The organism is Photobacterium sanctipauli (assembly GCF_003026495.1).
In the GTDB taxonomy this organism is placed as follows: Bacteria; Pseudomonadota; Gammaproteobacteria; order Enterobacterales; family Vibrionaceae; genus Photobacterium; species Photobacterium sanctipauli.
Genome location: NZ_PYMA01000014.1, coordinates 1 through 24,646, shown reverse-complemented (window position 1 = coordinate 24,646; position 24,646 = coordinate 1). Strand labels below are relative to the sequence as shown.

The 24,646-nt window shown below is 48.9% G+C and carries 19 protein-coding genes and 1 pseudogene; 7 read left to right on the top strand and 13 right to left on the bottom strand.

Annotation, left to right across the window (positions count from 1 at the left end; translation table 11 throughout):
- Positions 1-2 precede the first annotated feature (2 nt).
- The 8 genes from C9I98_RS27150 to mocA form a co-directional block, all read right to left on the bottom strand.
- A complete protein-coding gene (locus C9I98_RS27150) occupies positions 3-848 on the bottom strand; it encodes an EamA family transporter (RefSeq protein WP_420848059.1) in 846 nt (281 codons plus the stop codon).
- 49 nt (positions 849-897) lie between these two features.
- A complete protein-coding gene (locus C9I98_RS18790) occupies positions 898-1,458 on the bottom strand; it encodes a Crp/Fnr family transcriptional regulator (protein ID WP_036815879.1) in 561 nt (186 codons plus the stop codon).
- A 242-nt stretch (positions 1,459-1,700) separates the two neighbouring features.
- A complete protein-coding gene (locus C9I98_RS18785) occupies positions 1,701-2,588 on the bottom strand; it encodes an FAD binding domain-containing protein (RefSeq protein ID WP_036815881.1) in 888 nt (295 codons plus the stop codon).
- On the bottom strand, positions 2,582-3,052 hold the full coding sequence (locus tag C9I98_RS18780; RefSeq protein ID WP_173424657.1) for a (2Fe-2S)-binding protein: 471 nt from the start codon (positions 3,050-3,052) through the stop codon (positions 2,582-2,584). Before C9I98_RS18780 ends, C9I98_RS18785 begins: the two co-directional genes overlap by 7 nt.
- A complete protein-coding gene (locus C9I98_RS18775) occupies positions 3,042-5,231 on the bottom strand; it encodes a xanthine dehydrogenase family protein molybdopterin-binding subunit (RefSeq protein WP_036815888.1) in 2,190 nt (729 codons plus the stop codon). Before C9I98_RS18775 ends, C9I98_RS18780 begins: the two co-directional genes overlap by 11 nt.
- Before the next feature lie 14 nt (positions 5,232-5,245).
- Entirely contained in the window at positions 5,246-6,574 is a 1,329-nt protein-coding gene (gene ssnA / locus C9I98_RS18770) for a putative aminohydrolase SsnA (RefSeq protein WP_036815891.1), read from the bottom strand.
- Positions 6,575-6,588: 14 nt separating this feature from the next.
- Positions 6,589-9,717: a putative selenate reductase subunit YgfK gene (ygfK, locus tag C9I98_RS18765; protein ID WP_036815893.1), complete on the bottom strand. Its 3,129-nt coding sequence runs from the start codon at positions 9,715-9,717 to the stop codon at positions 6,589-6,591.
- Between the two features lie 586 nt (positions 9,718-10,303).
- Positions 10,304-10,891 (bottom strand): molybdenum cofactor cytidylyltransferase, encoded by a 588-nt coding sequence (gene mocA / locus C9I98_RS18760; protein ID WP_107272338.1) that lies wholly within the window; start codon positions 10,889-10,891, stop codon positions 10,304-10,306.
- A gap of 44 nt (positions 10,892-10,935) precedes the next feature.
- Here mocA and yqeC point away from each other — a divergent pair, with 44 nt between their 5' ends.
- The 6 genes from yqeC to C9I98_RS18730 all read left to right on the top strand — a co-directional run bounded on the left by yqeC (position 10,936) and on the right by C9I98_RS18730 (position 19,614).
- Complete coding sequence (yqeC, locus tag C9I98_RS18755) at positions 10,936-11,844, top strand: selenium cofactor biosynthesis protein YqeC (protein ID WP_245907188.1); 909 nt, start codon at positions 10,936-10,938, stop codon at positions 11,842-11,844.
- A gap of 23 nt (positions 11,845-11,867) precedes the next feature.
- A complete protein-coding gene (gene yqeB, locus C9I98_RS18750) occupies positions 11,868-13,466 on the top strand; it encodes a selenium-dependent molybdenum cofactor biosynthesis protein YqeB (protein WP_107272337.1) in 1,599 nt (532 codons plus the stop codon).
- A 54-nt stretch (positions 13,467-13,520) separates the two neighbouring features.
- The gene (locus C9I98_RS18745) at positions 13,521-13,967 is read left to right on the top strand and encodes a MauE/DoxX family redox-associated membrane protein (RefSeq protein WP_036822126.1); all 447 of its coding nucleotides are present in this window, start codon (positions 13,521-13,523) and stop codon (positions 13,965-13,967) included.
- Positions 13,968-14,397: 430 nt separating this feature from the next.
- Positions 14,398-17,619, top strand: a complete 3,222-nt coding sequence (locus C9I98_RS18740) for a molybdopterin cofactor-binding domain-containing protein (protein WP_107272336.1) — start codon at positions 14,398-14,400, stop codon at positions 17,617-17,619.
- Entirely contained in the window at positions 17,616-18,113 is a 498-nt protein-coding gene (locus C9I98_RS18735) for a (2Fe-2S)-binding protein (RefSeq protein ID WP_036819720.1), read from the top strand. Before C9I98_RS18740 ends, C9I98_RS18735 begins: the two co-directional genes overlap by 4 nt.
- Positions 18,114-18,192: 79 nt before the next feature.
- Positions 18,193-19,614 carry a nucleobase:cation symporter-2 family protein gene (locus tag C9I98_RS18730; protein ID WP_036819717.1) on the top strand — a complete coding sequence of 474 codons (1,422 nt, stop codon included), beginning with the start codon at positions 18,193-18,195 and terminating at the stop codon, positions 19,612-19,614.
- Between the two features lie 91 nt (positions 19,615-19,705).
- Here the strand turns inward: C9I98_RS18730 and C9I98_RS18725 are convergent, their stop codons facing one another.
- The 4 genes from C9I98_RS18725 to C9I98_RS18710 all read right to left on the bottom strand — a co-directional run bounded on the left by C9I98_RS18725 (position 19,706) and on the right by C9I98_RS18710 (position 24,023).
- Positions 19,706-21,487: an ABC transporter ATP-binding protein gene (locus tag C9I98_RS18725; RefSeq protein WP_036819715.1), complete on the bottom strand. Its 1,782-nt coding sequence runs from the start codon at positions 21,485-21,487 to the stop codon at positions 19,706-19,708.
- Complete coding sequence (locus tag C9I98_RS18720) at positions 21,481-23,244, bottom strand: ABC transporter ATP-binding protein (protein ID WP_107272335.1); 1,764 nt, start codon at positions 23,242-23,244, stop codon at positions 21,481-21,483. Before C9I98_RS18720 ends, C9I98_RS18725 begins: the two co-directional genes overlap by 7 nt.
- Positions 23,237-23,452, bottom strand: coding sequence for a hypothetical protein (locus C9I98_RS18715; protein ID WP_036830096.1), 216 nt, complete (start codon positions 23,450-23,452; stop codon positions 23,237-23,239). The genes C9I98_RS18720 and C9I98_RS18715 overlap by 8 nt, the downstream gene beginning before the upstream one ends.
- Positions 23,453-23,534: 82 nt before the next feature.
- On the bottom strand, positions 23,535-24,023 hold the full coding sequence (locus C9I98_RS18710) for a GNAT family N-acetyltransferase (RefSeq protein WP_036828307.1): 489 nt from the start codon (positions 24,021-24,023) through the stop codon (positions 23,535-23,537).
- 32 nt (positions 24,024-24,055) lie between these two features.
- On the opposite strand from C9I98_RS18710, the pseudogene C9I98_RS18705 reads away from it, so the two are divergent.
- Positions 24,056-24,220, top strand: a pseudogene (locus C9I98_RS18705) (IS110 family transposase); the annotation flags it as partial.
- Positions 24,221-24,242: 22 nt separating this feature from the next.
- Here the strand turns inward: C9I98_RS18705 and C9I98_RS18700 are convergent.
- A partial coding sequence (locus C9I98_RS18700; RefSeq protein WP_211318336.1) for a hypothetical protein occupies positions 24,243-24,646 on the bottom strand: 404 nt, incomplete at its 5' end.

The following is a 24,646-nucleotide window of genomic DNA, read 5'->3' as shown; positions in this document are numbered from 1 at the left end:
GATTAGCCGAAAAGTGTAATGGTTAAAGCTGAAGCTATTAGTCCAAATATCGATATGCAGAGTCTATTTGTTACAGTCTCATTGTACTTATACCAACCAATCAAAATTGAAAATACGGTCGAGAATCGTCTTAGCGAAGATACAAAAGCAACGTTTCCTATCGAAGCAGCTTGATAAAATGTAAGTAAAGTTAGTAAGTGAGCAAGAGCGGGAACAATTAACGAAGAAAAGTCACTTAAACTTAAGGTCGATACCCGTATCCTGAACAGAAAAGACGAATAATATAAGAACATGACTAAGCATATGTGTGCCGTCCAATTGACAGCTCCAATCTGACTAGAACCATCTTTATGAATGATTGAGCTAAGTGACCAAAGCAGAGCAACACAGAGCATGCTGTTTACCGCTCTATCCTTTATTAGGTTAGTTAGACTTGCACTCTCACCATATAATATAAAAAAGATCGCAGAAATTATCCCTATGGCTCCAAACAATGACGGAGCTTCATTGTAAAAAACAAAGTTTAAAACTAGCTGAAATACAGGGACAAAACATAAAAGCGGGACCACTTTGGCTAAAGAGCCCTTGCGCAAAGCTAAGAGGTAAAATGTCATGGCCATAGCATCAAGTGTGGCAGCCGAGAGCATCATGACTACTAGTTCAACGTCGTAGTCCACCTTTTCGAGAGTGAATATGGTGGACAAACAAATAGGACAAAGAATAAACAACATCACTGCGGTAGATTGTGTTGCTGATAATCTAGATGTGGACTTTTTTAGTGACACATCTTTCACGGTTAAAAATACAGCGGATAGAAGAGAGAATAAAACCCACAAAATAGAGCTCACCAAATAAGGAATAGTGGCTCTATGTTCTATTGAATTTCAATAATGTTAATTAACAATTGTTAATGCGGCTTTTTATTCTTGATAAACTCACAGGGCTTATCCCCATGTAATTAGCGATATCAATGCTTGTTAAGTTATTGATCCAGTGCGGAAAGTGATTGATTAGATACTTATATCTTTCTTCATGTGTATTGAGTAGAAAGAAGCTCTCTTTTTTTTCTTTATAAAGTAATTGTTGTTCTAGGAGCTGAATTCTTGCGTTAACCCATTCTTGAGAGTTAAGTATACTTATAGGGACTCTAATGTATTCAACTTTAGTTACTGATTCAATTTGATACCTAGATTCTCGATTCTCTATCCAGCTCGAAAAAAGTAAGCAAAGGCTTTGTGGAAAATAAAACTCTTTACATCGCTCTATTCCTGAATCGGTATAGTGGCAGGCCTTTAAGATACCAGAGATCAAATAGAATGCATGGCTCTGCTCTTCACCTTGGCGTAGCAATACACAAGATTCATCAACTAATGAAGTGGAAAATTGAGAAAAATACTGTTCAGGGTGAGCAATACCTAGCCCTTCAAAAAAAGAGTATACGGATTCTATATTTTTCATACTACTTACAAGGTTTCCTAGATTTCTACTCGTAGTCTAAATCATTAGTAGGTATCAATGAGAAGTAAAAATGGTACGCTTTACATTGCTCTACACGCAAGCAATATCATACAGAAAAGAAAGTTAACCACAATATAGTCTAACTCGTAAAGGGGCAAAAACATATTATCAGCAAAGAAAGGGCCCTAAAGGCCCCCTTTCAAATAGTATGCAAAGTAATAACCCAAAAGGGTTTATAGCTACTAGCAATAGCCAAGCTGCTCTAACCATCGCCGTAGCAGGTTAACCGAGGCTTGATGGCGATATCTTGCTGTCGAGCGCTGATCATCTATCGGGCAAATAATCTCGCTATAGCAACCGACTAACTGCTCTAAAAATGCTGGATGGCGGAGCTTCTCAACAGGTTGACCCACTAGCAATGATTCCAGTTCCTCGCTGCGAACCACCGTTGGCCCTACCGCCCCAAAAGCTACCCGCCAATCGGTGATCAGCTTTTCAGAGCCTTCATCTGCTGAGCCATCCACTTTGGCTAATCCGGCAACCGACAATTTAGACAAGGCGTTTGCTGCCCGGGTGCCCACTTTGTGATAGAAGGTATGGGTAAATTCATTACAAGGGATCACCACTTCCGTCAGCATCTCATTGGCCTTAAGCGTGGTTAAGCCGGGTGCTTGGATAAATTCCGCCAAGGGTATCTCACGCTGACCTCGTACCGATTTTAAGACCACCTTGGCATCCAACACATACAATGCCGGCAGTGAATCAGCAGCGGGCGAAGCATTGCAGATATTCCCCGCTAAGGTTGCTCGATTACGCAGTGCCGGGGCTGCGATACCCGCGACACTCCGGCGTAATATCGCTGGCACTAACGGGTGCTCAACCAAATCGGCAAGCACGGCAGCAGCACCGATATACAGCGCTTTGTGAACACCATCGTCCACAACCCTAATCGACCTTAGCTCTTCAATGGCATCGACAAACACCACGTCATGGGCAAAGTTGGGGGCCATGCCAGAACGTACCGAGTGGCGTACCATCAAATCAGTACCACCAGCAAACACCGTGTGCTCACCAACCGCCAGCTTATCCAACGCTTGCGGCAAGGTATCAGGACGATAAACGTTTACCATACCCCTTCTCCTTTTTTGGCTGCTATCTTCGCGGCTTCGACAATCATGCCATAGCCGGTACAGCGACATAAATTGCCCGATATGGCCGTTCGAATGGTGTGCTCATCCGGTGACGGATTGACTTCCAACAGGGCGTACAAGGCCAGTACCATCCCAGGGGTACAAAATCCGCACTGTACCCCTTTGGCTTCTAGCAAAGCATTAATCACCAATTGGCCCTTGGTAGTTTGCTTCAAGCCTTCAAGGGTCATCACTTGTGCCCCTTCAGCCTGGGCGACAGGCAGCATGCAAGCGTTCACTAACCGGCCATTCAGCAATACCGAACAAGCCCCACACTCCCCTTCACCACACCCTTCCTTGGTTGCGGTTTGGTGAATGTCGTTGCGCAGGGTGTGCAATAGCGATTGCATTGGATCGCAATCAATACTGGTTGGTTGCTCATTGAGATAAAAACTAATTTTCATCGCCATACTCCTGCTCTGCTCGGTCATATAGCGCGAGGCATATTTTCTCTGGGGTCACTGGAATACTCGATAGCGGCTCGCCAATCGCATCTTCCACCGCCGCGGTAAAGGCTGCCGCACCACCGTTATGGGTCAGCTCACCGCCCCCCTTGGCACCATTTGGGCCATAAGGGTAAGGATTGTCGATGTAGTCACTGGCAATACTGGGCACATCCAACGCGGTCGGAATGACATAGTCGGCCATTGTGCGTTGAGCAAATGTACCATCTGCCGTTAGCTCCAACTTCTCGCAACTGCCATAACCCAGCGCTTGCACCAAGCCACCATCGATTTGCCCCCTGAAGATCACCGGATCAATCGCCTTGCCAATGTCATACACCGCCCAGGCGTCAAGGATCTGGGTTTCCCCCGTGGCAATATCCACTTCGACCTCCACCATGTTCATGCCATAACTGGTGGCCTGATAGGCGTTACCTTGGTAGCTATTTTGATCCCACTGGTGATATTCAGGCTTGAGGTAATTTTGCTCTATGCGTTGGTTTTCCCCGTCAATCCAAGTCGCTTTGAGCCTTTTGGCGGCTTTTTCCAACAAGTAACCGACTATCAAAATTGAGCGGGATGCTACCGTCGGCCCGGAGTCTGGCACGATGCCCGTATCCGGCACAGCCAGTTGAATACTATCCATTGGCCTCGCCAAGGTATCGGCAACAATTTTACGGAAAGTCAGGCTTAGCCCTTGGCCGATATCGGTATTGGAAGCCAGGATCTGCACCGTACCGTCAGGTTGCTTATCCAACGTGACTTTGGCACGAACCAAGGTGTCTTCAAGATCCCCGGCAAAACCGCAACCATGCTGGAAGAATGCTACCCCCAACCCCCGTTGCTTACCGTGCTTACCTTGTTGCCCATGCTTATCAGCCATCGCCTGCAAATTAAAGTGAGCGACAGACTGCTTGTTTAGCTTGTAGTTCGACATGCTAAGCAAGCGCTCAAGCATCTGGTCCAGCACCAGATCACCATAGATTTTCGCGCCGGTTAAGGTGGTGGAATCCGATGTTAGGAAGTGGCGCTGCTTGAAAACAATGGGATCTTCGTCGATTTGCTTGGCAACGTGATTGATATGGGTTTCCATTGCAAAGCAGGTCTGTGGCGAGCCAAAGCCACGGAATGCCCCTGTTGGCACGGTATTGGTTGCCCATGCATGGGCTTCAACCCGCACATTGGGTATGTCGTAAACGTTGGTTGCCGTGGTAATAGAGCGCTGCAGTACAATGCCAGACAAGCTCAAGTAGGCGCCAGAGTTAATATCCAAACGGATATCCATCGCGACAATATTGCCGGATTTATCCACGCCGGTTTTGTAGTGGAAAGTAACAGGGTGTCGCTTGGATGTCGTCGCAATATCTTCGCCGCGTTCAAAAATGATCCGCACCGGGCGTTGCAGTTTTTCAACCGCGACCGCCAAAGGCCCAGCCAGCACATCAGGGAAGTCTTCCTTGCCACCAAAGCCGCCGCCAGTGGGGCACTGGATCGCCCTCACCCTGTCGTGGCCAAGCACCACCGCCATGGTATGATGAACATACCAAGGGCATTGCATTGAGCCTTCGAGCACGACCTTGCCATCACTTGGGTAGCATACCGCCCCTTGGGTTTCGAGGTAGATGTGCTCCTGATAACCCGTTGAGCAGGTTTCCTCAATTACCTTCACTGCCTTGGCAAAACCCGCATCAATATCACCACGGTGTAATACATGATGAGCGAGCACATTGTCTTCACCATGAATGGCGCCATCAACCGCTGCTTTCGACTGCTCAACCGTATAGGCAGGCGTTAGCGGTTGATACTCCACTTCAATCAGCCCCAACAAGCGCTCAAGCTCATCAGGATTAGGGCCCACCAGCAAGTAAATCACTTGCCCGACAAACCTCACCTCTTTATCGGCAAAGGCCGGCCAATCAATTTCAACAATAGGGAGGACATTTTGTCCGGGTACATCATCAGCCCCGAACAAGTGATAGCCATCGGGAAGCGATGGCAGGGATACCGACTTTATAAGCCCCCGAGGGCAAGAAGAGCGGTAAAACCGCCCTTCTAAAAGTCCCTCGTAATGGCGGTCGGCAATATACTTCGCAACACCTGTGGCTTCATCCCACTTAAACGTCGTATTTACCGTATCCATACTAGGTTCTCACATCAGTCAAGCCTATCCATTGTTTTCCACAAACGCTGGGCTACTTTGCTGGCTTCGGCATAAATTGGCGCAACATCGAACGGGAAGCTGCGGTCTTCGTACACAAAGCGACCTTCAACCATCACGCTATTGACGTTACCAGCGTTAAAGCCGAACGCGACATGACCCGGTAGGTTATCGGCCACAAACGGCGTTGGGCTGGTGTAGTCAAGAATGGTGAGATCCGCCTTGTTACCCGCATCCAAGCGGCCGAACTTGGCACCGAAGTTACGGGCCAGAATCTCATTACCGTTCCACAGGTGACGCAAGAAGCTATCAGGCCATAACGGACCACCCGAGTCACGGTGCTTGAAGAACGCAAACTTAAGCTCTTCGAACATATCTGCCCCGATCCCATCGGTTCCCATCGCCACGTTGTTATAGCGAGTCAGCTTGTCGTTGTAACCCACGTTGTTATTCATGTTAGAGCGGGCGTTATGCACCAAGAAGCCATCTTTGGCATTCAAAATCGCAATGTCTTTCTCCGACAGGAACAAGCCATGTGCCAGCAAGGTTTTCTCATTAATCAAACCAAAGCTATCTAGGCGCTCAACAATGTCTTGGTCGTAATGGTGATGACTGTGTGTGACATCGTAACGGTCTTCAGCGACATGCACATGGATACCCCGGCCTGTCGCCTGCACCGCCTCAGCCATCATTGCCAACCCTTCATTGGTGACGGTGAACGGGGCATGGGCACCGATGTGCGCTTCAACAAGATAAGGCTCTTCGCCGTTTGCCTTGGCACGGTCGATCAACTGGGCAAAAGCGATATTCTCTTCCACCCCGGCCATCATCTCTTTGCTGCCGCCGTTGCGATCGGTTGTTTCGAAGCACGTCATGCCACGCAAGCCTGCTTTCAAGAAACCCTTACGCAAGGTATTAAGCGAACCTGAGATGTAGTTTGGCGAAGCGTGGTGATCTATCACCGCCGAGCAACCCGATTTGATAGCTTCAAGCGAGCAGATCAAGCCACTGTAGTACAGCGCTTCTTCATCCAACGCCCTATCCATTCGCCACCAAAGGTTCTTCAAGATAGAGATGAAGTCAGGGCTAGGCTTGATGTCAGCCATGATGCCGCGAGCAAGCCCAGAGTAGAAATGGTTATGGGAGCAAACAATACCCGGCATCACCAACTTGCCCTTCATGTCTTTGACTTGGGCTTCTGGATATTTCAGCTGTAAGTTGTCACCAACCTCTTTGATTGTGCTGCCATCAATGACGATATCAACACTTTCTTTAATCAATGCAGGTTCAAACTGCACTGCCGTTGCATTTTTAAGTAATAACATATGTTGCTCCTTCCCTAGACTTCAACTGCGCCAAGCAGATAAGTATGGCTCGCCAAGATGTAGTTGATGATGGTGGCCTCGTCTGCCAGCGACTCAGGCATATCAACCTGCCCTTGCGTGTTTAACTTGAAGGCATGGATATCCCCTTGCGCCCTGACCAAGACCTCGTCGCCTTCAACGAAGAAACCAACATTGGTGCTATGGCTAAAGTCCTCACGCAAGTTGAACAGGGTGAACTTGTCTTTGTATGGCTTGCTATCCCATGGGCAGAACTGGCCACAGTTGCCACACTCGTTACAGTAGGCATCAAGGTGGATGGTCTGGAACTGATCTTTAAAGCCCGGTATTGCCAGCGATATATTGGCGCGGTTCGGACAGACATCGACACACTTGCTACAGATGTATGAACACTCTAGGCAGCGGCTAGATTCTTGCTCGATAAAGCTATCGCGATCCGCTTCTTCCAACTTGTTGGCTTCAATCAACTTAACTTGGATATCCCCTTTACGGGCATAGACAGATTCAGCTGTTACCTGAGATTCTGCTTCAAGTACCTCATCCAACTTGGCTTCACGCTCAAGAATGGTTGTCGCGGCTTTACGGCCTCCGGAAATAGCCGAAACGATCGATGACGGCCCGGTTTGGGCATCACCCATCAAGAACACATTTTCAACCGCGGTTTCTCCGGTTTTCTCGTTCACTTCAGGCCAGCCATCGCTACCCATTGGGATGCCCATGCGGGTAAGCACATCACGGTTTGTTTGCTCACCCACAGCTGTGATCAACGAATCAACCTGCAGCTCGATAGTCTTGTCAGTGGCAACCGGACGGCGGCGGCCTTGCTCATCGGGTTCACCCAGTTCCATGACGCGGGCAACAAGCACACCATCGGCATCAAACTGCTCAGGATTGGTCAAGAACATGAACTGCACGCCATCTTCCACGGCTTCTTCGTACTCTTCCTTATAGGCAGGCATTTCTGCAATTGTACGGCGGTATAGAATGGTCACTTTCTCAACACCGTCTACTTTCAGTGCAGCGCGAGCACTGTCCATCGCGGTATTACCCGCACCAACCACGGCAACATGCTGACCAAGTTCCAGCTTCTCTCCGTCGTTGAAGCTTCTTAGGAACTCCAATGACTTGTAAACCTGGGTATTCTCACCCGCCAACGACATCGGGTTGCCCTTATCAGCGCCAATGCCCAAGCAGACATACTTGTAGCCGCTAGATTTGAGGGTATCGACAGTGATGTTCGGATTACAGCCATACTCAATCTGCACGCCGTGGTCGCGAACAAACTGGATATCATGCTCAATGGCTTCAGCCGGGATACGGAACTGAGGAATAATGTTCTTCACCACACCACCCGCATTGTGCTCTTTCTCAAACACCGTTACCGGATGGCCAGCACGTGCCATAAAGTATGCAGCGGATAGACCAGCGGGACCTGCACCGATAACGGCAATTGGGTGCTTGGCTCTATCTAGATCCGGCTCATGCCATTTCGCCTTGTAGCCATCCCACCCCTTAGCAAGGGCAATTTTCTTCATTTCACGGATGTTCAATGCCCCTTCGTAATCACGACGGGTACAGTTGTACTGGCATTGGTGATCACAGATGTGGCCGGTGATAGAAGGCAATGCGTTACGGGCATAAATCACTTCCAAAGCTTGGGTATATTTATGCTCACCCATCAAACGTAGGTATTCAGGGATATCTTGGCTAATAGGACAAGCGGTCACACACGGTGCAACGTAACAGTCAGTCAATGGCACCGCTTTATTGACGCTGATTTCCTCAGGCCCACGCCATTCTTTTTGGGTGTACTCGGCGATCAGTGACTTTTCAGCCAAGGCTTCTAGCTTCGCCACATCAACCTGCTGCATGCCCCATTCATCGCTCGCTTCCAACTCTTTGGCACAATCGGCCAACCGTAGGTAGCCACCAGGCTTAAGCAAATCGGTCGCCATGGTAATTGGGCGAATACCGGTTTCGAAGATCTCGCGGATATTAAACTTGCTGGCACCGCCCGAGTATGAAATCGGCAATGTACCATTGAACTCACGGGACAATTCCAACGCGACGTTTATCGATAGCGGGAATAAGGCACGGCCCGACATGTACATTTCTTTATCAGGTAAGCGACCTTTCTTGTTGAGGGTACCCAAGGTATTGGTTAGCTTGACCCCAAAGCCGATGCCTTTGGCTTTACCCAAGTCGACCAAGCGGTGCAGCATGGCTTTGGCATCGTTGATTTGCAGATCGTGGCTAAACGACTCTTCGCTCAAGGCAATGTAGTCGAACCCAGCATTGTCGAGTATGCTGCGAACACGCTCGAAGCCCAACAGGGTTGGATTCAGTTTCACGAAGGTATTGATTCCCTTCTCTTCTATCATGTACTGACAGATCGCTTCGATTTCATGCGGAGGACAACCGTGCATGGTAGACAGTGTCACACCCTGAGTCAGCTGGGCAGGGATCGCATCGGCCATCGCCAATAGCTCATCAACTCGATCCGCTAAATCGAACTGCTCAATAAACTCAGGCGTTTGGATGAACGCTTTCAGCTCGGTGATGTAACTGTGGAAATCAGGGTGCTGGCTGGAATCAAGCATATCGTCGATAAACTTCTGCATTGGTGCCGTCTTGATGCCCGATAGGTCGTATCCAACACTCATGTTGAAGATAAACGATTTAGGCTCGCCGTGAGTACCAGATGAGCTGCGAGGGGCAAAAACCGCTTCAAGCAGGTGCAAACCAATCCAAGCCTTTAGGTACTCATCATAGGCTTTCAACAGGGTAAATTCGGTAGACCATTCGGTATTGAAACACTCATCTTCGGCATCAATACACGGCTTGGCAATCTCTAGCTGATCCAGCTTCTGGACTGTTTTCAGCTCCATGAAGCGACCACCAGCAAGCCAAGAGGCAATGATGTTCTGCGCTAACTGGGTGTGTGGCCCCGCAGCTGGCCCGACTGGAGTTTCACAAGCCTCTCCCCATACCGATAAGTCTTTTTGACTTTCTTTGCGGTAGAACTGCTTTGATGGAATTTCAAAAATCGACTGCTTTTGCTTGTATTCGCTAAAAACGCGATTCAGCAATTCGCCGAACGGAACGGGGCGCATGATATCTCCCATGATAGATCTCCTTGATGCTGTATTTTTCTAGTTACCCTTAAGCGGGTTTGTTGTCACAGCCAGCACATTTCTCAGTGCAATGCGTAGGTTCAGTAAAAGGCTTGGACTATTCAGACATTGCTCGATGTATATCCAAGTAACTTGCGTTTATAAGAGCAACTAGTGCGCCAAACTTGGTTAAGGAGGGGAGTTTTGGAATTAATTTCGTGACCAGCATCTTAATTCGCTATTAGATTGTGACGCTGCTCAACCTAATAACAACACGAAATCAACGGCAAAAATATTGGGGAATGAGTATGATTATTAATTAACAAATACCGCCTATCAAATTAATATGAAATTATCAGTTTGATAGGAATCTAATTGATATTTTCTAATTCAATAATAGTTATTATAAAATTCAATCATAAAACCGAGAATGTTAACTTAAAGTAACAATTAAAAACAAAATAGAAACAAACCATTTAATTAAGTATTTTAGCGCTTTGTTAATATCAAAATGAGAGTGACAGAGCCCTATCATCTCATTTTGATAGCCAGCTTTTGTATTTCTTTATTCCTTATATATAAAGAAAACTATTTGTTTTTACTCCTGCTCGCAGAGTTGCGAATAGGCTTCCGGCGTATCAACATCGAAGTATATAGCCTCACTATTCAAGTTAAGGTACTTAACTGATCGTCGGAATATAATGGCTTTCATCGAGTCATTAATACTCGCCTCGGCAATAGGTTGCTTCAAGGACTCTGGCAGTAATACCGGGTGGCCTGAGCGCGCAATGGTGCCAGGGAACACGGTATAGTCTCCGCGATTTAACCAACTCTGGTAGTAAACATGGGGGGAGACACAGGGCATATCGGCATGGGCAATAAAGAAGTGGCTGGTTTCCAACCAACTAACGCCTTGTTGTATGGAACTAAACATCCCTGACTCAAAATGCGGGTTAACGACCACCTTGACCCCTTTATATGATTGATATTTATTGATTAGTTCATCAGCACGATGTCCGGCAACTAATATCACCCGGCTACAAAATGAAAGTGCATTTTCGATACTTGCATCAAGGATTGTCTTTTGTTGGTAAGGTAGCATCAACTTCCAACGTCCCATTCTGGTTGATAAACCCGCTGCAGGCATTACGCAATCCAATCGATCAGGGCGAGTCAAGATTTTCATAAGTTACCTTTATTTTTAGCCATAACGTATTGTAAGTGGTGAGTATGAATAATAACTACAGTTCCAAGCCGCAATTATTATCACTATTTCCGATGCTGGATATTAGCCGTCTACTCGCTTTACAGTCATCACCATTGGTTATATCCCTAGTCGGTGGTGGAGGTAAAACAACCACGGCTTTTTGGCTTGCGCATTTTTTTAAAAATTGGGGGCACCGGGTTTGTGTGACCACGACAACTAAAATGTATTTACCCGAACTGCACCAATCAGACTACATTATTCATTTCGATTACTTAGCATCCGTTAATTCAATTAATGACTCTCACTCAGAAAATGAGAAAACCACTTCATCTTTAGCACAGGACAGTTTTATTTTTTCTGATCCAAGTATCACTTTTTGTCACCGTGGCGTAATAAAAAGTAAAGAAAGCCAAAACAAGATAAAAGTCTCAGGATTAACATTTAACGAGCTATCAATCCTTAAAAATGAAGGAAACTTCACAGTATTGATTATTGAATCAGATGGCGCTCGCGCCATGCCAATAAAAGCCCCTCTCAGGCATGAGCCTTGCATTCCTAATGACTCGGATATGGTTATCGGTGTGACAGGCGCAGAAGCGATAAATACCCCAGCGACACCGAATTCGGTTCACCGCTGGTCGGCATTTTCCGCGATTACCCAATGCCAACAAGGCGATGTAATTAATCATCGTGTATTGAATAAGCTCATCTCCCACCCGAGTGGAATGTTTAAAAACGCGCCTGCGCATGCCATCAAAATTTGGCTGATCAACAAATTGGACTTGCACCATGACACCCAGCTGCTTAACGCAACGGCTGAGTCAGTCATCGAGCAAAACCACCACCTTGATGCCATTTGGCTGGCTGTAATGACGTCTGCCTCACCGATAAAGAAAATTTTAGCGAAAGAGCAGTTTGCCGTTGCAACCTGATCACGCGACTTTGAGGTTATTACATGAACATTTTTGCCAAGGCAGCCCAACTCGAAGAACAAAATACGCCTTTTGCCCTCGCCAATATTATAGAAACCCGAGGCTCGGCACCCCGCCACTCAGGCCAGATGATCATCAAGGCAGATGGGAGCATCATCGGCACCGTCGGGGGCGGCATGATAGAACGCTATGTCATTGAGCAAGCACTAGAAGCGTTAACAGAAAGAAAACCCAGGGTGGTAAAAGGGCGCATGACCCGCACCGGTATTGATGCCATGGGCATGGACTGCGGCGGTGCCATGAGTGTATTTATTGATGTCTACGGCTTGCGCCCTAGCCTGCTCCTTATCGGCGCTGGCCACGTCAACCGCGCCGTTGCTCAAGCCGCCCACGTGCTTGGGTTCGATATCACCGTTGCAGATGCCTACGCCGAAAGCCTCAATGCCGAGTACTTCCCAGCCGGGGCCAAACTCATTCAAGGCTCGACCATGGCAGATGCTATCGACCAGTTGGAGATCACCAAAGACAGCTTTGTTGTCATCGCCACCAACCACCAAGATCAAGAAGCCATCACCAAAGTGGTCGATTGCGATACCCAATACACCGGCTTGATGGCAAGCCGCCGTAAGGTACAAACCCTCTTCAACCATTTGCGCCAGTGCAACGTTAGCGAAGCGCACATTCAGGCCATCCATTCCCCTATCGGCTTCAACATCGGGGCAGAAACACCAGAGGAAATTGCCATTAGCATCATGGCTGAAATCCTCAAGGTGAAACACCAATCATCTGGCGGGCAAATGAAAGACGACACCCGCCTCAACCAAAATAAGTTGGTTTTGATCCGTGGTGCTGGCGATATTGCGACAGGCGTAGCCATCCGGCTGTTTAACAGCGGATTCAAAGTGGTGATGAGTGATATTGCCCAGCCGACTATGATCCGCTGCTCAGTCTCTTTCGGCCAATGCCTGTACGGGGAGCCCTGCGAAGTTGAGGGGATAACCGCTCGCAAGGCCACCAGTTGCGATGATGTATTCAAGGCGATAGACGATGGCCAAGTGCCTGTCATGGTCGATGAAACTTGCTGCAGCCTATCCAACCTCAAACCGACCTTCGTGGTGGACGCCATCTTGGCCAAGCGCAACCTCGGCACCACCAAAGACATGGCGCCGATCACCATCGCCCTCGGACCGGGCTTCACCGCAGGGGTTGATTGCGATGCCGTGATTGAAACCAATCGGGGCCACTATCTGGGCCGCATCATCTACAGCGGTGTTACTCAAGCCAACACGGGTATCCCGGGCAATATCGGCGGTTATACCCACCAGCGTGTACTGCGCGCCCCATGCAAAGGCGTAATGCACAACCACGTTAAGCTTGGCGATATTGTCGAAGAAGGTGACGTGGTTGCCCATGTCGGGGATACCCCTGTTGTAGCACCTTTAGGCGGTATGGTTCGAGGGCTACTGAATGAAGGGTTAAGCGTCACCGAGGGCTTCAAGATCGGTGACATCGATCCAAGAGGCATTGAAGCCGACTTCACCACGGTATCAGACAAAGCCCGTGCTATTGGTGGCAGCGTACTCGAAGCCATGATGCACCTGGAGCAGAACCGGATGAGCTAGATTTTTGCCCAGCGGCACCTTGCCGCTGGGCCACACGACAGGAAGAGAACAATGATGAAGACAAAAGGATATATCCACCACTTTATCACCGCCTTTGTACTCATGTGCGCGACCGCCGTGGCAGCCAAAGGTTTTATCTTGCCGGAGCATACCGGGCTACTCTTAACAGATACCGGCATTATCCCTGCTATGTACGTCGAGCCCATGGCCTTTGCCCTCCCCCTGGCGTTGGGTGTCAGTGCATTACTCGCCTTCTTTGGCATTACTACTTTACTTCCCGTCGTAGTGAGCTTCGGCTTATACATCGCCTTATCGGGGCTTGCTCTCTACCAAGGACTGCATTTTGATTGCGGCTGCTATATGCCCGGCTCGATCCAGTCTGATGTTTACAGCACGCTTGAACCACAGTTTCTCATTAAGTCGCTCATCCTAATGGTGTCGGCGGCACTTTATTACTACAACAATACAGCCCCCCATCAACCTGTCGCACCGAGTGTGTAAGCGGGCTGTGCAGAAAAGAAGGCTGAGCCCATGTACTCAGCCTTTTTATTTTCTGTCTATCGCGTGTTATCTATCGCATGAATATCATCTTGAAACTATCACTATCATATTGATATGCCACCCCTGCAAATGAAAATAGTTCTTATTTATCAACAAAATAAACTGTGATCTTGATTAGTGGCCATATAACAACCTGCTAAATGTGCGCATTTATTGAACAATATTCTGGCGTTAGGGTCACATTTTTACTTTTCTATCTCTCTCTGCCTTCCCCCTAACCTAATTATGGTCTGATAAATGCTGGTTACACCTCGCAACACGTAAATACGACCAGATCGTATTTTTTGCCTGACATCCTCGATGCAGCAATTTTTATCGCACATTGTTTGTCATTGGCTCTTCGTCAAGCCAATGTAAGAGGGAGTATTTTATGACGCGTTTTAATCACGTCGGCAGCCAACTGCCCCGTGTAGACGGCCAAGCCAAAGTCACTGGCGAGGCAATATATGGAGATGATATTTCAATACCCGGAATGTTGTATGGTGTGTGTCGCTATACCGATATCCCAGCGGGTAAAATTTTAGGCATTGACACATCTGAAGCTGACGCCATTGAAGGCGTAGTACGGATTGCCACATTCAAAGACATCCCTGGCGACCCTAAAGCAGGGGTGATTATTCGAGACTACCAGCCTATTTGTAGCGATTTGGTAAGGTACAGCGGCGATGTTGTCGCCATCGTAGCCGCCGAAAGCTATGAAGCCGCCTGCTTGGCCGCCGACAAAATCAAAGTCGACTATGAGCCTTACGCCCCGATAGCAACGGTTGAAGAAGCACTGGCCGACAATGCTAGGCTTATCCATCCAGCCTCTGGCTCGAATATCGTGAATAAGCACCACACCGTAAAAGGCAATGCAGACAAAGCCATTGCCGAAGCCGATATTGTTATCGACCAAACCTACCAAGTTGGCTTCCAAGAACACGGATACATTGAGCCGGAGTCAATTACTGCCTTTGTTGACCCTACCAGCAAAGAACTGGTAGTAACCGGCTCAATTCAAAACCCCCACCGAGTACGCGGCTTCGTTGCCAGCTTTATGGGCATCGACCAAGCCAAGGTCAACATCCGCCGTGCCGTAATGGGCGGTTCGTTCGGGGGCAAGGATGATGGTATTGACCATCTCGCCTGCCGAACCGCACTGCTGACCACGCTGACTGGGCGTCCGGTGAAAATCAGCTACACCCGTGAGCAATCCATTATCGAAAGTACCAAGCGCCACCCTTACCATATGCATTACAAGGTAGGGGTAAACAACGCAGGTAAGATCCAGGGCATCAAAATTGACATCATTGCCGATGCTGGCGCCTACGCAGCCTGCACGCCGTTTGTCACTTGGCGTTCGGTAGTACAAGCGGCAGGCCCTTATGACATCGACCATGTCCGGGTCGACATTAAAGGCGTATACACCAACAACAGCATGTCAGGCGCAATGCGCGGATTCGGCTCGCCGCAGATCATCTTTGCCAATGAATCCTTGATGGATGAAATTGCCGATGCCTGTGGGCTCTACCCGGTTCAGGTGCGTGAAATCAATGCCCTGCGCCAAGGTAGCCGCAGTATTACCAACCAAAGCTTCGATAACCATACCGTCTCGGCGATTGAAGTAATGGATAAAGCCGCCCAAAGCTGCGAATTCCAAGCCAAGCGCGATTACTACGCCGAAATCAACCAAGGTGATAACCCAATCAAATACGGTATCGGCCTTGCCTTGAGCTACCGGGGCTGCTCCATGGGTGCCGAAGGGGTTGATACCTCCAGCGCTCTGGTTACCGTTAATGCCGATGGTAGCGTGAACATCTCAACCGGGGTTTGCGAAAATGGCCAAGGCTTGCAAACCACGATGTCGGCCATCACTGCCGAAGTGTTGGGGTTGCCCATCGAGAAAATTACCTTTGTTGAACCACCGACATCCTTGATTGCCGATGGCGGCCCGACGGTTGCCTCCCGAGCCACGGTCACGGGTGGTAACGCGGTGAAAAACGGTGCCGAGCAAATCAAGCAGCGTATATTCGAGGTCATCAAAGACAGTCTATGCGCAACCGCAATCGAAGATACCCTGTGGCAAGATGGCACTATCTCTAACCGCCACTCGCCCGATAAGTCCATCAGCTTCGCCGATGCCGCCAATGCCACGAAATGGGCCGGGGTTAACCTCGCCGCCTATGGCTGGTTTGATCAGCCGGCTATTCATTGGGATGAAGAAAAAGGCACCGGCTCGCCCTATTTTACTTGGGTATACGGGTGCCAGATTGTCGACCTCAAGGTCGATACCAGCACCGGTAAAATCGATTTGCTCGATATCACCGCCGTTCACGACGTTGGTCAGGTGATCAACCGGATCGGCTATGAAGGGCAAGTCGCCGGCGGTATCGCCCAAAGTGTCGGCCATGGCATGCTAGAGGATTACAATATCGAGCATGGTCAGGTGAAATCGGAAAACTTCGACAGCTACCTCCTACCGACCATCAAAGATATTCCTAACCTCTCTATCCATGCGGTTGAGAACAGCGATCCCGGTGGGCCTTTCGGTGCCAAGAGCATCGGTGAGCCAGCAGCGGAGTTGGCCGCGGCAGCGATTGCCAATGCGGTGGCCTTTGCGACCAATACCCGTCATCGCCAGTTGCCACTCACCCTTGAGCAGGTTTTCCTTGGCTATAACCTCAAAAAGCCCGCTCGCCAAAGTGAGTTAATGCATGCTTCGGAAGAGAAAAAGCAAACCCACCGCATCAACGGTTTCAGTTTGCAGACACCGAAAACCCTCACTGAAGCATTAACCATGTTGGAAGACGGAACAGCATCGCCATTGGCTGGCGGCACCGATGTACTGGTTCAAGGCAGATTGCAGAACAGCGCAAAAGCCTTGGTCAATATCGCCCGCTTGCAAGAGCTCTGTTTCATCGAGCAACAAGGCAATGAGGTAGTCATTGGTGGTGGGGTTCATTTCAACAAGCTTACCGAACACCCGCTAATCAAGGCCCACTTCCCGCTGCTGGCCCAGGCCTGCCATACCATTGGCTCGCATCAGATCCGCAACCGAGCCACCATTGGCGGTAACATCGTCAATGCCGCGCCATGTGCCGACTCGGTGCCGCCACTTGTGATCTATGGGGCCAAGGTTGAGCTTCAATCGGCTAACACCACACGCAGCCTTGATTTGTCATCCTTCATCACCGGGGGCTACCGTACCGAGCTACAAGCGGGCGAGTTGCTCACCAAGGTTATCTTGCCAATCCCTGCCAAGGCAGCTCAAGTGGAAGAGTACCGCCAGCTAGGCCGGCGTAATGCCCTCAACATTACCCGCCTTAGCATCAGTTGCCTGATGGACTTTGCCCCAGATGGCACCATCGCCAATTGCAAGTTGGTTGACGGGGCGCTGTTTAGCAAGCCCCAGCGGCTCTACCAGGTAGAGAAAGCCATGGTGGGACAAGCGCTGACCTTGGTGACCATCAGCACTGCTAGCGAGACATTGGCGGCCATGATTGAGGAAGCCATTGGCGGACGCTGGTCTGCAGCCTACAAGCAGCCCGTCTACCTCAATATGTTCCACGACCTGATGATTGATATTGCCAACAAGCAAGGAGGCACCCGATGAGTTTACCTGCTGAAAACCAGATCCCGCTGTCGATATCGGTCAACCAGCGTGAATACCAACTAGCAGTAACTGCCAACACCCGACTGTTGGATCTGCTGCGGAACGAGCTGGGTCTCACTGGTACCAAAGAAGGGTGTGCCGTGGGTGAATGTGGTGCCTGCACCGTTGTGATGGATGGCGATACCGTGTGCTCGTGCATGGTACTGGCCGCCCAGTGCCACGGCAGCGAAGTCATCACTATTGAAGGGTTGAAGCAAGACCCGCTAGCCCAACAACTCCAACAAGCCTTTATCGAGCTTGGTGGGGTACAATGCGGGTTTTGTACGCCGGGTGTATTGATGAGCACATGGGCATTGCTGAAGAAGCACCCAAAGCCCGATCAAGACACCATCATGGATTGCCTTGAAGGTAATTTATGCCGCTGTACTGGCTATCAACCCATTCTCAATGCCATCACCAGTGTGATTAACCACATCAACCAGCCATCGCCCTAATTAGATGATGTCTCTCCCCCTGCCCAGCAGGGGGAATTTTCTCGCGAATTATTCACGTCTCGTGCGTAAGGAATGAATAATGCAGTTACTCTACCAGCTCAATGAAAAGCCCCCCTATGGGGTGACCTTCTTTCTCGCTCTTCAACACATGTTGGCCTCGATAGGCGGTATCGTCGCGGTCCCGCTCATCGTCGGTGGCGCCATCGGCCTGCCCGAAGGTGAAATTGTCACCCTGATCAGTGCCTCGCTGTTTGTTTCTGGTGTCGCCACCATCGTGCAATGTATCGGTATCGGCCCTGTCGGGATCCGCCTGCCTGTGGTGATGGGGGCAAGCTTTGCCTTTCTCGGCACCTTGATTGCCATCGGCCAATCGGCTGGCATGGCTGAGATTTTAGGCGCAGCGTTTGTCGGCTCCTTTATCGTCATCATTGCCAGCTTCTACATGGAGCAGATCCGCAAACTGTTCCCCAACCTAGTCAGTGGTGTCGTGGTTACCCTGATAGGTCTTACCATTTTACCTGTTGCCATGAACTGGATCGGTGATGCCCCGGCGGGTGATCCAAGCTTTGCCTCTTTGCCCAAAATCTTCCTCGCTGCGTCATCATTGGCTGTGGTCATTGGCGTTTCGGTTTTCTGCAAAGGTGCGATTGCCGCATCAGCCATCGTTATCGGCCTAGCGGCTGGCTATATCATGGCGATCCCGCTAGGCATGGTCGATCTAACCCAACTGTACGAAGCCGAATGGTTTGCGGGACCTGAACCCTTTAAGTACGGCATGGAGTTCTCGCTGCCTGCGGTTATCAGTATGACGCTGGTCTATTTGGTTATCGTCGCAGAAGCCACGGGGGATTTCATGGCGTTGGGAAACAACTGCCATACCGAAGTCACCGGTAAAGATCTCAAGCGCGGGCTTTTGTGTGACGGACTAGGCAGCACCTTTGGCGCCATGCTCTCTGCCATGCCTGTCGCTAGCTTTAGCCAAAATGTAGGTATCGTCGGGATCAGCGGTGTCGCCAGCCGATTTGTCGTGGGGGTCACTGGGGTATTGCTGGTACTGGGCGGCCTGTTCCCGAAACTGGCAGCACTTGCGGTCACGGTACCTAAACCGGTGCTAGGCGGTGTCGGCTTTGTGATGTTCGGCATGATTGCCTATGCGGGTATCCGAATGCTACTTAACGCAGCAGATTCTCGGCGTAATGCACTGGTTGTGTGTGTTGGCCTCGCCTCGGGTATGGCTGTTACCCTTGAGCCAAACCTACTTCAGCACTTTCCTGATAGCTTGAAGATGGTTTTCCACTCGGGGATCACCACAGGTACGTTAGCCACTATCGTCCTCAACCAAATTTTGCCTAAATCGAAAAAGGCCAAAACCAGCGATGGCGACAATAACAAGAAGATGACGGCCAAAAGCATCCTCATCAAGCCCGACAAAAGTGCCGCCCGCCTGCTTCAAGCCAAAGCAAGGCGTTCCAAGCAACTTGCCGCAGAGGCTGGGAAGTAAGCAGTTGTAGTATTGCCACCAGAACAGCGTGTACAGGCTATGTCTGGTGGCATTTGTCGCTAAGCTAGATCAACGCTTTTTCAACATTCACTCAAGCCGCATCACTGTCTTGCTCAGTGGTTGAGATAGACTCATTGAGCAGGCCAGCGTAGATACCATCATGGGCGAGCAACGTCTGGTGGTTACCCCGCTCCACGATTTCACCTTTTTCCAGCACCAAGATCATATCCGAATGGCGTATCGTACTTAGGCGGTGGGCAATCGCGATTACCGTTTTCTCTTCGAACAGTCGCTGCATTGCTTTTTGGATCAAATCTTCGGTAATGGAGTCCACCGAGCTGGTTGCCTCATCCAACATCATAACCTGTCCACCCTGCACCACTGCACGGGCGAACGAGACAAGCTGGGTCTGGCCTGCCGACAGGTTTGAGCCGTTGTTATCCAAACGGAAGTCATAACCCCCAGGCAATTGCTCGATGAACTTATCGGCAAAGACATAGCGTGATGCTTGCTCAACCTGCTCACGAGTGATGGTATCCTTACCCAGGGCAATATTGAACTCGACACTTTCCTCGAACAGGTGGACATCTTGCATCATCATCGAAAACAGGTGAGCGGTGTCTTCCATCGAGATCTCAGACAACTCAACGCCGTTGAGCAAGATGCTGCCTTCGTAATCCTGATAAGTTTTAGAGATCAGGCGAAGAATGGTCGACTTACCGGACCCCGTTGAACCCACCAGAGCGATTTGATGGCCTTTTTCCAGAATGAACGACACATTTTTCAGTACATATGGCGAATCATCTTTATAGCGGAAGCTAACGTTCTTGAACTCAAGGCTAACAAACTCATTGAGCTGCGATTTTACCTTGTGACTAGGGAGCAATTGGCGCCCTTCTTCTTGCATCGGCTCTACAAATAGCTCTTCTATGTGGTCAAAAGCCGCAAACGAGCTTTGAATAGAGGCGATCTGGGAAGTAAAGTCGCGAATAGGCACAAACACTTTTTCCAACGTGTTAATGAATGCAATCAACACACCCAAGGTTAATGTATTGTCGAGCACCTGCCCGGAGCCATACCAAATCATCAAGGCGATGGTGATTGAGGTAATGCCGGAGATAAAGGCAAATAAGATAGCATCGTATTTGTTGGCCTTCATTTGCGCTTTCAAAAACTCGTCGGTGTAACCTTGGTATTTGGCTTCCACTTCCTCTTCGGCGCGATAGAACTGCACCGTTTTAACGCCAATCAGCACTTCCTGCAAAAAGCCGATACCACGCGCCAGTGCCGAACGGGTAACCAAATACGTAGCACGCAGACGGTTTCGAACATACCGGGTAAGGTAAATAACCGGCGGCATGATCACCAATACAATCAACGTCAGTTCCCAATCGATAAAGAACATCATGATCAACAGCGCAATGGTATTGATTGAGTCTTTCACCAAGCCAACAATCGACTGCACAAACGACTCACCAATGGTTTCTAAATCACTGGTTAAACGCGAAAGTGTTACCCCCGTCGGCGTATTATCAAAGTAACCACGCGGCAATTTCAATACCCGGTCAAACAACACCGTTCGCATATCCGTAATGGTGTGCTGGCCGGTTTTCCGTAGTTGGTACGAATAGGTGGTATCCACCACATAGCTGGCGATAAGCACCATCAACAGATAGAAAATATGCAGCAGCAAGCCGTCCATATTGCCCTGGGTGAGGTGAGTATCAATCACCTTGATGATCAACCAAGGAAACAGCAGGCTGGTGATCACTGTTAGCGGCAACATCGCAATGCCTAGCAACGCAGAGCACTTGTACTTCTTAGCAAACTTAAAAAAGTGCTTTAGGTATTTAACATCAACACCTTTTAACATGCTTCGGTCTCCGCTTCATTTTGCTGTAACTGCCAAGTGTCGTAATAGTAAGGACAAGTTTTCAGTAGCGTGGCATGGCTACCTTTGGCAATCACCTTGCCTTCATGGAGCACAATAATTTCATCCATATACTCAAGCGCATTCACACGGTGTGATACCACCAGCACTGATTGGGTTGTCAGTTGGCTAAACAGCCCTTCAAGGATCTTCCGCTCGGTTTCGTAATCAACGGCCGACAACACGTTATCCATGATGATCAAATCACTCGGCTGAAGCAGCGCACGGGCAATACTCAAACGCTGCTTCTGGCCACCAGATAGCATGATGCCTTTCTCACCGACGACGGTTTGATCACCCTCTTCAAACCGCGACACATCCCCAGCCAGCTGGCTCAGCTCAAGCACTTCATCAACCTGTGCGCTTGCAATATCAGCATCGCGGCTGCCAAAGCGAATATTCTCTTCAACCGTGGCCGAGAATAAATAAGGGTCTTGGGTGATGGTTTTAACAAAGCGGCGCAAATCACTACGGGCTATGGTTGTGACGTCTTTGTCACCCAGAAACACAGTACTTGCTGGCACATCAAGATGATGATTAAGACAATTTACCAACGTCGTTTTACCTGCGCCGATACTGCCCAACACACCGACTTTTTTGCCCGGCGGGATATCGAAGCTGATGTTATCTAAAATTAAGCGCTCTTCGCCCGGATAACTGAAGCTAAGGTTTCGCACCGAGAAAGTTTGGCCCTTGAGGCTGTCTACCTCCAATTGCGGCAAAGGAGTCACATCCTGCTCAGGGATATCCGCATTCAAAATCGTCTGCACACTGGTGATCCCCACCATGCCACGCTGATAGATAGTCGCGATACGGCCTAGCTGCATCAGCGGCATTGCCAGCAACACCGAGTAGGTCAAGAATGCGGTAATTTCACCCAGCGTCAGTTGCTGCTGCATCAGCATGTAGCCACCCAGGCCCAAAATAAGGACTTTCATCAGGTCATTGGCGTAATCCAAGATAGGCATAAAGTAGACCTGAATACGGGTGATTTGCATGCGGCAGCGCAAGAGCTGCTGGTTCAGCGTTTCGATTTCCGCCTTCACCCAAGGTGACATCTGCTGGCTTTTGATCAAATCAATCCCAGACAAGTAGCTCATCAACTGGGCAGATAAGTTTTGCAGCCGGCGCATGTGCTCCATATGCAGTGCCTTCATGCGCTTGAAGCCGATGCGAAAGATCACAAACGCCACGGCAATAGGCACAACCGAATACATCGTCAGCTCTGGCGAAATGCGCCACATCCACAGCGGTGTTAACGACAACGCCAGCAAGGCATTGAAGAACTGCAGGAAGCCAACACCAAACAATAGCCTAACGCCACTGAGGTCATTATTGACAATTGAGATCAGCTTGCCCGAGGCAAACTTGTCATGAAAACTGTTCGGCAAGCGGTTTAGCTTTTTAAGCAGCATGTTTTTCAGCGCCGCTTCTGTGATACGCCCAGGGTTGAGCGCATAAATTCGCGACAATATACGGACGATGATCATCGACACCGCCATGATCACCACTATCCCCACATAGGTTTTCAGCTGCTCGTGGCCCGACGTAGACGCATCGTCAATCAAATCGATTGCCAATTGGATATAACGGGGAATTTCTACCTGAAGCCAGTTAACAAGGAAGATGAACACGATCGCTAGCAAGTACGACGTTCGGTTCAAACGCAAAAAGTGCGCGATAAGTTGTTTTTTAGTCATGTGAAGCTTTCTGTCGGGGTGGTTCAATGCCGTACTGCTTAATACAAGCTTTCACAATACAGTGGCGAGGGTCATCAATTTCTTCTAGCGCATCCAGCAGCCATTCCGGCAAACGCACTGGGCGGGTTTTCACACCCGGCTTGCGACCACAGCCAGCCCTAAAGCCGCCTCTGCTGCCACATGGGTGTTGGTGAGTTTTATCTTTCAAGGGAAGTCCAGATCATAAGTAACTTTGATAAGTGTACACTTATCAAAGCGGGATTTCATCTGGAGTTGGTGTGGTTTATGGGCTATACCTTAAATCGGAAGAAATTCATCTTAAGATCAACATCAATATCTTCAGAAAGGCTGTATTCGCAACCAACAACATTGGATACCGCCGATTTCCAAAAGTTTAGCGCAAACATATTTTCAATTAAGACTCGAATTTGCCATTTCCCGGGGTATGACTTGAGAACAAGCTCAAGGGCTTTCTTGCCAACACCCTTGCCTTTAAATTTCCGTAACACAAAGAACTGTTCAATATCATAGATAGAAGTATTCGAGGGGTATCTTCGAACAAGAGCAAAACCAGCAAGTTCTGAACCAACAATGATCAAATACGGAAAGTGATCATCCCTTTCCCAATACACATCAAACTGGGATGAATCAAATGCATATTGTCCTTCGTCGTTTAGGGTAAACTCCATGAACTCAGACATATCGTACACGTAATATTGAAATAAATTTTCGAGCACGCTTCGTAGATGCGGCTCAATTTTAACTAATGAAACTTCCATATTTCTCCTGCTAGTTAATGCCTTGCTAACGAGCGACAATGCTTAAACCAGTATTTAAATCGGCTTATACGAAGCAAGTTAAGGCTGGCAAACCCAAAAAAGTCGCTATCATTTCCTGTGTTCACAAGATGGTTGTGCTCCTAAATTCGGTGTTTAGGATGGTAACTCTTAGGAACGATAACATCGCAAAAAGATAACTATTGGCGCCATAGTCTTTTGTTATGCACTGCTAGATAATGCGGTTGCAATTAGTGAACCTATGACACCAAGTGAAATGGCCCATATTGAAGATATTACTATCGATAGTTTCGGATTAACTTTGACCCAGTCAGCAATAATATAAAACTGAGTTTTTCTTATTTTCTTAAGCTCTTTTTTTGTCTGGTTGATCGCATCAATTGAGACAGTACCTTGTACTAACCGTTCACTGCAATCACTACATAATTTGGGGTCGTGACATGAATAAATAATATCTTCCTTAATGCCATTCATATCAATGATCCGCACCAGCAGTTTTGGACACCGAGTTAAGTGAGTACAATCACTAACGAGGTGAATCATGACAAACAAGAAGAAACGTATTATCCATTCTCCTGAATTTAAAGCAGAAGCCCTTAAACTGG

Bases quoted from the DNA above. Each gene is read 5' to 3' on its own strand.
- C9I98_RS18790 (WP_036815879.1), bottom strand. From the start codon at position 1,458: ATGAAAAATATAGAATCCGTATACTCTTTTTTTGAAGGGCTAGGTATT.
- C9I98_RS18785 (WP_036815881.1), bottom strand. From the start codon at position 2,588: ATGGTAAACGTTTATCGTCCTGATACCTTGCCGCAAGCGTTGGATAAG.
- C9I98_RS18780 (WP_173424657.1), bottom strand. From the start codon at position 3,052: ATGAAAATTAGTTTTTATCTCAATGAGCAACCAACCAGTATTGATTGC.
- C9I98_RS18775 (WP_036815888.1), bottom strand. From the start codon at position 5,231: ATGGATACGGTAAATACGACGTTTAAGTGGGATGAAGCCACAGGTGTT.
- ssnA (WP_036815891.1), bottom strand. From the start codon at position 6,574: ATGTTATTACTTAAAAATGCAACGGCAGTGCAGTTTGAACCTGCATTG.
- ygfK (WP_036815893.1), bottom strand. From the start codon at position 9,717: ATGGGAGATATCATGCGCCCCGTTCCGTTCGGCGAATTGCTGAATCGC.
- mocA (WP_107272338.1), bottom strand. From the start codon at position 10,891: ATGAAAATCTTGACTCGCCCTGATCGATTGGATTGCGTAATGCCTGCA.
- yqeC (WP_245907188.1), top strand. From the start codon at position 10,936: ATGAATAATAACTACAGTTCCAAGCCGCAATTATTATCACTATTTCCG.
- yqeB (WP_107272337.1), top strand. From the start codon at position 11,868: ATGAACATTTTTGCCAAGGCAGCCCAACTCGAAGAACAAAATACGCCT.
- C9I98_RS18745 (WP_036822126.1), top strand. From the start codon at position 13,521: ATGAAGACAAAAGGATATATCCACCACTTTATCACCGCCTTTGTACTC.
- C9I98_RS18740 (WP_107272336.1), top strand. From the start codon at position 14,398: ATGACGCGTTTTAATCACGTCGGCAGCCAACTGCCCCGTGTAGACGGC.
- C9I98_RS18735 (WP_036819720.1), top strand. From the start codon at position 17,616: ATGAGTTTACCTGCTGAAAACCAGATCCCGCTGTCGATATCGGTCAAC.
- C9I98_RS18730 (WP_036819717.1), top strand. From the start codon at position 18,193: ATGCAGTTACTCTACCAGCTCAATGAAAAGCCCCCCTATGGGGTGACC.
- C9I98_RS18725 (WP_036819715.1), bottom strand. From the start codon at position 21,487: ATGTTAAAAGGTGTTGATGTTAAATACCTAAAGCACTTTTTTAAGTTT.
- C9I98_RS18720 (WP_107272335.1), bottom strand. From the start codon at position 23,244: ATGACTAAAAAACAACTTATCGCGCACTTTTTGCGTTTGAACCGAACG.
- C9I98_RS18710 (WP_036828307.1), bottom strand. From the start codon at position 24,023: ATGGAAGTTTCATTAGTTAAAATTGAGCCGCATCTACGAAGCGTGCTC.